Origin of the sequence: Campylobacter sp. P091, from assembly GCF_002138935.1 — a bacterium.
Lineage (GTDB): Bacteria > Campylobacterota > Campylobacteria > Campylobacterales > Campylobacteraceae > Campylobacter > Campylobacter devanensis.
The window spans coordinates 30,359-38,643 of sequence record NZ_MJKZ01000010.1 but is presented as its reverse complement, the minus strand read 5'-3'; the positions used below and the strand labels follow the sequence as shown (position 1 = coordinate 38,643).

General features: G+C 34.7%; 9 protein-coding genes. 6 read left to right on the top strand and 3 right to left on the bottom strand.

Features of this window, described 5'->3' with window-relative positions:
• On the top strand, nucleotides 1–1,218 hold a 1,218-nt coding region (locus tag CIGNP91_RS08400), incomplete at its 5' end, for a flagellin (protein ID WP_086253907.1).
• A 97-nt stretch (nucleotides 1,219–1,315) separates the two neighbouring features.
• Here the strand turns inward: CIGNP91_RS08400 and CIGNP91_RS08395 are convergent.
• From CIGNP91_RS08395 to mqnF, 3 genes are read right to left on the bottom strand one after another with little or no spacing between them, the layout of a single operon-like run.
• Nucleotides 1,316–1,963 (bottom strand): MOSC domain-containing protein, encoded by a 648-nt coding sequence (locus CIGNP91_RS08395; protein WP_236845673.1) that lies wholly within the window; start codon nucleotides 1,961–1,963, stop codon nucleotides 1,316–1,318.
• Nucleotides 1,951–2,820: a signal peptide peptidase SppA gene (sppA, locus tag CIGNP91_RS08390; protein ID WP_086253905.1), complete on the bottom strand. Its 870-nt coding sequence runs from the start codon at nucleotides 2,818–2,820 to the stop codon at nucleotides 1,951–1,953. The genes CIGNP91_RS08395 and sppA overlap by 13 nt, the downstream gene beginning before the upstream one ends.
• Nucleotides 2,808–4,028, bottom strand: a complete 1,221-nt coding sequence (gene mqnF, locus CIGNP91_RS08385) for an aminofutalosine deaminase family hydrolase (protein ID WP_086253904.1) — start codon at nucleotides 4,026–4,028, stop codon at nucleotides 2,808–2,810. The genes sppA and mqnF overlap by 13 nt, the downstream gene beginning before the upstream one ends.
• An 89-nt stretch (nucleotides 4,029–4,117) precedes the next feature.
• Here mqnF and aroQ point away from each other — a divergent pair, with 89 nt between their 5' ends.
• The 5 genes from aroQ to CIGNP91_RS08360 are packed head-to-tail and all read left to right on the top strand — an operon-like array spanning nucleotide 4,118 to nucleotide 8,278.
• Nucleotides 4,118–4,585: a type II 3-dehydroquinate dehydratase gene (aroQ, locus tag CIGNP91_RS08380; RefSeq protein ID WP_086225630.1), complete on the top strand. Its 468-nt coding sequence runs from the start codon at nucleotides 4,118–4,120 to the stop codon at nucleotides 4,583–4,585.
• On the top strand, nucleotides 4,578–5,591 hold the full coding sequence (locus CIGNP91_RS08375; protein ID WP_086244549.1) for a M24 family metallopeptidase: 1,014 nt from the start codon (nucleotides 4,578–4,580) through the stop codon (nucleotides 5,589–5,591). Before aroQ ends, CIGNP91_RS08375 begins: the two co-directional genes overlap by 8 nt.
• Nucleotides 5,591–6,076 carry a 2-amino-4-hydroxy-6-hydroxymethyldihydropteridine diphosphokinase gene (folK, locus tag CIGNP91_RS08370; protein WP_086240759.1) on the top strand — a complete coding sequence of 162 codons (486 nt, stop codon included), beginning with the start codon at nucleotides 5,591–5,593 and terminating at the stop codon, nucleotides 6,074–6,076. Before CIGNP91_RS08375 ends, folK begins: the two co-directional genes overlap by 1 nt.
• Nucleotides 6,076–7,431, top strand: a complete 1,356-nt coding sequence (flhF, locus tag CIGNP91_RS08365) for a flagellar biosynthesis protein FlhF (protein ID WP_086225633.1) — start codon at nucleotides 6,076–6,078, stop codon at nucleotides 7,429–7,431. Before folK ends, flhF begins: the two co-directional genes overlap by 1 nt.
• Nucleotides 7,415–8,278: a MinD/ParA family protein gene (locus CIGNP91_RS08360; protein WP_309543863.1), complete on the top strand. Its 864-nt coding sequence runs from the start codon at nucleotides 7,415–7,417 to the stop codon at nucleotides 8,276–8,278. Before flhF ends, CIGNP91_RS08360 begins: the two co-directional genes overlap by 17 nt.
• The last annotated feature ends 7 nt before the right edge of the window (nucleotides 8,279–8,285 follow it).

The following is an 8,285-nucleotide window of genomic DNA, read 5'->3' as shown; positions in this document are numbered from 1 at the left end:
AGACTTCTTGAAGAACTAGATATGATAGCTACTACTACAAGCTTTAATGGCCAACAACTACTAAATGGAAATTTTTCAAACAAAAACTTCCAAATAGGTGCTTATAGCAATGAAACAGCTAAAGTAAGCATAGGTGCTACAAACTCAAATACAATTGGGCATACTAGGTTTGAGACTGTTTTTAATACTGTTGTATCTACTGTCTCTACTTTATCAGCTCAAACCCTAACAGTAAAACTTAGTGGTGTTGATGGATATCCTAACGGTTATGAATTTCAAGCAATTTCTGGTACGGTATTAGCAAAAGATGGCTATAAAGCCGTAGCTGATATGATGAATGGTGTAAGCGATAAAACTGGTGTAAAAGTTAAAGTTAATAATACTCAGATTATGTCAGAAGCTGTTGGTGCTGGTACAATACAAGATTTAACAATTAATGGCGTAACAATCGGAAATATTACTGTAAAAGCTAATGATTCTGACAATGCTCTAATCGCTGCAATTAACGCTAAAAAAGATGAAACCGGAGTAGAGGCTAGCTTGCAAAATGGTCGCTTAGTTTTAGCTGCTAAAGATGGTAGAGCTATCAATGTAGACACACATTCTGACGCCACATTTACAATAGCTGGAGGCGTGAAAGGTAATTTTTCAGAAAAAGGTATTACATATTTAGGTCAATTGACTTTCATTCGCCAAGACGCTAGAGATATCAAAATAGGCCTACAAAATATGTCATTAGTCGCTTCTCATATATTTAGTGCAAATGCTGGTATCACAGGAACTGCTTCCAAGGCATATAATCAAACATCGGTAAATCTTAAATATATGAATTCTGGTACAATTAGTGCTACAATGGCTAAAGCAATGGGATTTTTTAATGGTAACGTATCTAATGCCAATCAAGAAGTAGACCAAGCCGGTGGCGTAAATACTTATGGTGGTGCTCAAGCTATGATAGATGTAGCTGAAGCAGCTAGAAAAACTCTAGATAAGCTAAGAGCTGACCTAGGTTCAGTACAAAACCAATTAGTAGCTACTATAAATAATATTACAGTTACTCAAGTAAATGTAAAATCAGCTGAATCTCAAATAAGAGATGTAGACTTTGCTAGTGAGAGTGCAAACTTCTCTAAATTTAACATACTAGCCCAAAGTGGAAGCTACGCTATGAGCCAGGCAAATGCTGTACAACAAAATATATTAAGACTACTACAGTAGCTTAAATTTAAATCTTTAATAGCTTAAATTTACTCGCAATGCTTAGCCATTGCGAGGGTTTATTATCTAGGTATAATAATCTTTTAAATAGTATTTCTTAGAGTTTATCCATATAAGAATTATCATAAATCCCTTTTAGTCTAGCTGTAATACTATCACGCCACTCATCTCGTATATGTACTCGTTCTAGCTTTTGTAGTAGATTTATATTATCTTTTGGGGCAAAAAATAGCATATTTAACTCCATGACACTTAGTTGATTTGTATCTTTATGAACTACTTTTACACTATCGCCTGGACATACCGTTCCTGGTTCTAAAACTTGATAATACCATCCACTTAGCCCATTTTCAAATATAAATTTAGTCATTCCACTAGCTATAATTTTACTTAGTTTTACGCAAGGTTTTCTAGGTTCGCTCACCTGTAAAAGTGCATTACCGATTTGGTGAATATCGCCTATACACACACTTTTCTCATCTAATATAGTGATGCTTAGATTCTCTCCCATCTGTCCAAATTTAAGCTCTCTACTAGCAAACTTATTAAAAGCCGCATAATTACTTACTGCATTAGCAAAGACAGCTTTAAATTCACCGCCATGATGGATTATATCGCTTAGCATATCGCCTACTATACCTGTAAAATCAATCTCAATGCTACTTACTGAGTGCTTATCCATAGCACTACGAAAATCACCATAATCCCTGATAATACCAATATTTACAGATTCTACCACTGCCACAATATGCTCCTTTGGCTTAAAGTTGTGATTATTAAATTTGCGCTTTGTTTGGCGATGTTATTTATAAATTTTTGTACCATTGGAGCTTCATACCATATAGGAGTAGCTACACCGCTTAGTATCTCTAGCTCTTTTTTAGCGCTATTTATACTCATTATACCATCTATTAGTCCTAAATTTAGTGCTTGCTGAGCCAAAAAAACTCTAGCATTTGCCCATTGTTTGCTTGAGTTTAAATCCAGCCCACGGGCATTTGCTACATCACTGGTAAATAATTCGTAGCTCTTATCTACTAAGCCTTGTAAGGCTGCTCTCTCATCGCTATTCCAGCTGCGTGTGAATGTGCCAGCCTCTTTAAATTCTCCAGCCTTTACTACTTGAGTTGAGATTCCAATTTTTTTGGCTAGTTCTTCGGTATTTGGAGTCTGCATTATCACGCCTATTGAGCCAATAAAACTAGCACGATTAGCATAAATTTTATGTGCTCCAATACCAGCATAGTAGCTTCCACTAGCCATCGTTCCACTAGCATAGGCAATAACTGGTTTTAGTGTGGATAGCTCTTTTATAGCATCACTTATAGCTACGCTTGCACTCATCTCTCCACCTGGGCTATCAATATTTATTAACACACCTTTTATATTTGGATCTTTGGCTAAGTCTATTTGAGTTAAAAGCTCTCTTTCATCCATAATAGCCCCTTCAAGGCTAATTTCTATTAAATTTGCACTACTTTTTTCGCCGCTACTAGCTATAATAAATAGAACAATTAGTACAAAAATCATACTTTTAAAATACTCATTAATAAATTTAAATATACCTTTAATAAAGGCAAATATACTTTTTAATAGCTGCATTTTTCTCCTTTTATGTATAGCGCTTTAGCGCTTTTAGTATGTAGTATAAGCTCGATACAAAGCTGATTTATATCGCTTAATTCAAACCCATTAAAAACTGCGATATCAGCGATATTTCCAGCTTTTAACTCACCTAGGTTTAAGCCCAAAGCTTTAGCCGGATTGCTAGTAACTGATTTTAGTGCAAATGTGGCAAATTTGCTAAGTTCTATATCACTATGAGCCATTAGGCCAGCACGCAGCTCATCCCAGATATTTAAGCTTATATTTGAGCTTAAACCATCTGTGGCAAAGGCTATGTTTATGTTATTGTTTAAGGCATTTTGTAGATTAAATTTTGAACTTAATAGACGATTTGAGACTGGGCAGCTTATGATTGAATGGAGATTTTTATCCATTAAATTTATATAATTATCGGCAAAAATAGAGTGAATAAATAGAGTTTGAATATCAGCAAAAAGCTCTATAAAAGATTTTGGCGTATAAAATGGCGTAGCATTTTTATTAAAACCTTTAAAAAATTCACCAAATTCACCGCTGCTATTCTCAAGCCAAATTTTTTCATGTATGCTCTCCATAAAATGCGTAGCAACTATCATGCCATTATCTTTAGCCAATTTTAATGCTTTTTTGCTTAATTCTATATGGGCAGAATAAGGTGAATGCACGCTAATAGCTGGTATAAATAGATCGCTTTTTAGCTCATTTGCAACATTAAAACGTTTTAAAAATCCATTCCATTGTTGTTCTATTAAGGCAGGATTTGATCCTAAAATTTCACTAAAATATACTGTCCTAATAGGTGAATTAGCGCAGTGTAGCGCATCAATACCGTAGCTAGAAATCTCTCCAATTGTACTAACACCTGCATCTAGCTGTGTTGCAATAGCGCTTTTTATAGCACTATTTTTATCATTATTTGCTAGGGTGTCGCCATTAGCGATAATGCTCTTTAACCAGCGTAAAAAATCACCATATTCAAGTGTAGTTTTATTAGCACTAAACTCAAGATGAATATGTGAATTTATAAGAGCAGGCATAGCAATATCATCGCTAAAATCTAAAATCTCAGCATCACTAAATCTAGCTATTAACTCATCAAATTTGCCAATTTTATGTATGGTTTTATCAAAGGCAATTGCCCCATTTTGAACTACATCAAAGCTCTCATTACATAAAATTATAAATTTAGCTTTTAATATTTTCATATTTTTTCCTTAAAAAGCGTACATTATAGCCAAAATTTAGCCAATATTTTGTAAAATAATTGCCATGCAATTTTTTATCGGAGAAAAATATGAAAATTATGGTAATCCAAGGGCCAAATATTAATATGCTTGGAAAGCGTGAGCGCAAAATTTATGGTGTTATGACGATGGAAAATATTCATGAGCAAATGAAAGCTGTAGCTGATCAAGCTGGAGTTGGGATTGAGTTTTTTCAAAGTAATTTTGAGGGTGAAATCGTAGATAAAATTCAAGAATGCTTAGGCGAATTTGATGGAATTATAATAAATCCAGCGGCCTACACTCACACTTCAATTGCTATTAGGGATGCTATTGCTTCAGTTGGTTTGCCTGTACTTGAGGTGCATATTAGCAATATTTATCAAAGAGAAGAATTCCGCCATAAAAGCTTAATAGCGCCAGTATGTTCAGGACATATCGCTGGATTTGGGCCAATTGGTTATCATCTAGCTATGATTGGAATGCTTCAAATTTTTGAACAAATTAAGCGAATGGATGCAGCATCAAATGATGCATAATTATATCTTAAAAAACGAAAACGCAGTATATTTTGAGTGCGGCTATAGTTGCGATAATGAAATTTTTATCAAATTTGGTCAGAGGGGGTTTTTTATTACCGATTCTCGCTATGCTATCGAGGCTAGGGCTGTAGCGCAAAATTGCGAAGTGATCGAATCAAAGGATATAATAAAAGATGCAAGGCTGCTTTTGCGCCGCTTTGGTATTAAGGAGTTAATGTTTAATCCAAGTGATTTTAGCTATTTTGAATTTAGCCAGTTAAGTCGTGATTTGCATATAAATTTCAAGGCAAAGAATGAATTCTCAAAGTTAAAACGACAGATAAAACGTAGTGATGAGATTGAGATTTTACGCTATGCAGCGCAGCTTGGAGCCAGTAAATTTGATGAGCTTGCTGGAGCGATAATGGCTGGAATGAGTGAGAAGTTAATTAACTTTAATGCTGGAAATATCTTAAGAGATGGTGGAAATTTAGGTCTTAGTTTTGATCCAATTACTGCAATAAATGCAAATGCAGCCAAAGCACATGCTCTTCCACTAGATGAGTGTATAAAAGATAGCGATCTGCTTTTAGTAGATGCTGGGGTAAAATATCATCGGTATTGCTCAGATCGTACTAGAACGGTTGAATTTAGAGATGGTTTTAGCTTTAGTAAGGAGCAAAAATTTACAAATTCAAAGCAAAATGAGATATATCAGATAGTCAAAGAGGCACAAAATTTAGCTATAAAAGCGGTAAAGCCAGGTGTTAGAGCGTGTGATATTGATGCAGCAGCTAGGGAATTTATTGCAAAAAGCGGTTATGGTGATAAGTTTTTTCACTCAACAGGGCATGGCGTGGGTCTTGATATTCATGAATTTCCAATAATTAGCCCACGAAATAGCTCTCCAGTAGAGGTTGGAATGGTCTTTAGTATAGAGCCTGGGATCTACTTAGAAAATGAGTTTGGTATACGAATTGAAGATGTCGTAGTTGTTACAAACGATGGGTGCGAAGTTCTTTAATGAAAACAATTAAAATCGATGGAGCTAGAATGTTGTTAAAAAGCGCTTATTTTCCACGCAAATTTAACAATTATACCCCACATAAATATACCGCAATTATTGGTCTAGGCGGAAATATCGGTAATACCTCTATGATTTTTGATAGATTTTTAAATTTAATTTTAAAAGATAGGAGATTTGCCATTGTGCAAAGCTCACCAATGCTGGTAAATAAAGCCTTTGGTTATGCTAGCAGAGATTATATAAATGCTGTTATAATCCTTAAAACTTCCTTATATGCTAGGGAAGTTTTAAGGATTATGCAGAGATTTGAGAGGCGATTTAAACGCAAACGGGAGTTTAAAAACTCACCTAGAACACTAGATTTGGATATACTATACTTTAGTGCTAAAAGCTATAATAATGAAGAATTAATCCTACCTCACCCAGGAGCTAATAGTCGCCCAAGTGTATTTATCCCATTAGGTCTTATGAAAGGAATATGATGGCAACAGTTTTAAAGACTTTTACAGGAGAGAGTGCGATTGAAGCACTTAAGAAAGCTAAAGAGGAGTGTGGTGAGAGTGCTATGCTTGTAACAACTAAGCAAATTCAGCCAAAAACGCTAAATAAAAAGCCTCTTTATGAGATTTTAGTTAGCGTTGAAGAGGATACTCCTCAGCCAAGCCAAGCACAGAAAAAACAAGCTCAAATCAATCAAATTCAAAAACAAATTGAGGCTTATACTCTTGGTTCAACCCAAAGCCCACGCCCAGCATCAAGATTTGAACAAGGCGGGCTAGATACTATAGAAGAAAAACCAAGAGATAATAATGATATATTATTAAATATATCTCAAGTTGCTAAAGAGATTGGAAAAGTAGCAGGGGTAAGCAACGAATTAAGCGAGTATAAAAGCCCAGAATATGACAAAAAGATTGATGAAGTAGCCAAAGAGGTAAGTAAGCTAAATCAAAAAATCTCTATGATTGCTGATATGATATGGGATGATAAGGCTGAAAATCGTGATGATATAATTATTCCGCCTGAATTTTCTACAATATACAAGCTAGCCAAACAAAGTGGAATGAAGTACGAGCATCTAAAGGGTATAATGCAAGCTACAATCGAAAATATGCCATCATCGATGAAAAGCAATCCAACAACTGTAAAGAGATATTTCTACTCACTTTTGCGTAATATGTTGCCATGCAGAAGTGAAAGCTTTGACCCTAAAAAGAAAAGAATTATGATGCTAGTAGGTCCAACTGGCGTAGGTAAGACAACAACTCTCTCAAAACTTGCGTATAAATTTGCTCATGGCGGCAGTATTAGATATAAGACAGGGATTATCACGCTTGATACTTATAGGCTTGGTGCGGTTGAACAGCTATTTCAATATGCTAAGATTATGAATATCCCAATTCTTGATGCGATTGAGCCTGAGGATTTTCGCTCAGCGCTTAAGAGTTTATCAAACTGCGATGTAATTTTAATTGATACTATGGGAAGTAGTCAGTATGATAGGGAAAAATTAACTCGTCTTAATACATTTTTAAAAGAGTGCGGTAATCAAGTTGATGTAAATTTAGTCGTTTCAGCCGGTTCAAAAATTGATGATTTGCTAGAGATTTATAATAATTTTTCAACTTTAGAAATCGATACTCTTATAATTACAAAATTTGATGAGACAAAGATATTTGGTAATATATTTTCACTTATATATGAAACTGGTACACCGGTGAGCTTCTTCTCAACAGGTCAAAATGTCCCAGATGATATTATGGAAGCTAAGAGCGACTTTTTGGTTAGTTGCGTTTTAGATGGATTTAAAGGAGAGGATGATGGATCAAGCAGATAAATTAAGAGAGTTAATGATAGCTCAAAAGATCAAAAAATCTACTCATTTCATCGCAGTTACTAGTGGAAAAGGTGGCGTAGGTAAATCCACAGTTAGTGCAAATTTAGCTAATCTTTTAGCAACAAATGGTTATAAAGTAGTATTATTTGATGCTGATATTGGTCTTGCAAATTTAGATGTTTTACTAAATGTGAAAATTACCAAAAATATGCTAGATGTTTTAAAAGGCGAGTGTCCGCTTGAAGATATTTTAATTAAAGTTAAACCAAATTTGACATTAATTCCTGGTGAGAGCGGTGATGAGATTTTTAAATTTAATGATCAGTTTTTATACGAAAAGTTCTTAAATCAAGCCTCAATTTTAAAAGATGTGGATTTTGTTATCATTGATACTGGTGCTGGGATTGGATCTAGTACGCAAGTATTTTTAGAAGCGTGTGATGAGATTATCGTTGTAACCGTGCCTGATCCTGCAGCTATCACCGATGCATATGCGACTATTAAGGTGATTTCAAAGATGAAAAGCGATGTTTTTATGCTAATTAATCAGACTAAAAACGCAGATGAAGCTCAAAAGATTTTTCAAACTATAAAAACTGTTGCTGATAAAAATATTTCGCATAGGCTAAATTTAAATCTTTTAGGCTGGATTCCAAGTGATAAGGTTGTATCTAGAAGCATTAAGATACGGACACTTTTTAGCAGCGAAGCTCCGCATTCATTAGCTACTTATCAGCTTAAGCAAGCAGCAAATAATCTCCTTGAGAAATTGGAACGGAAAGTGCTTGATACCAGTGAAGATAGAAGCTTTGCTGGCTTTTTTAAGCGTTTAGTGGAGCAGTTTTAAAAAGGAT

Excerpts from the sequence above, each read along its gene's own strand:
- sppA (WP_086253905.1), bottom strand. The coding sequence starts at position 2,820 with ATGCAGCTATTAAAAAGTATATTTGCCTTTATTAAAGGTATATTTAAA.
- mqnF (WP_086253904.1), bottom strand. The coding sequence starts at position 4,028 with ATGAAAATATTAAAAGCTAAATTTATAATTTTATGTAATGAGAGCTTT.
- aroQ (WP_086225630.1), top strand. The coding sequence starts at position 4,118 with ATGAAAATTATGGTAATCCAAGGGCCAAATATTAATATGCTTGGAAAG.
- CIGNP91_RS08375 (WP_086244549.1), top strand. The coding sequence starts at position 4,578 with ATGCATAATTATATCTTAAAAAACGAAAACGCAGTATATTTTGAGTGC.
- folK (WP_086240759.1), top strand. The coding sequence starts at position 5,591 with ATGAAAACAATTAAAATCGATGGAGCTAGAATGTTGTTAAAAAGCGCT.
- flhF (WP_086225633.1), top strand. The coding sequence starts at position 6,076 with ATGGCAACAGTTTTAAAGACTTTTACAGGAGAGAGTGCGATTGAAGCA.
- CIGNP91_RS08360 (WP_309543863.1), top strand. The coding sequence starts at position 7,415 with ATGGATCAAGCAGATAAATTAAGAGAGTTAATGATAGCTCAAAAGATC.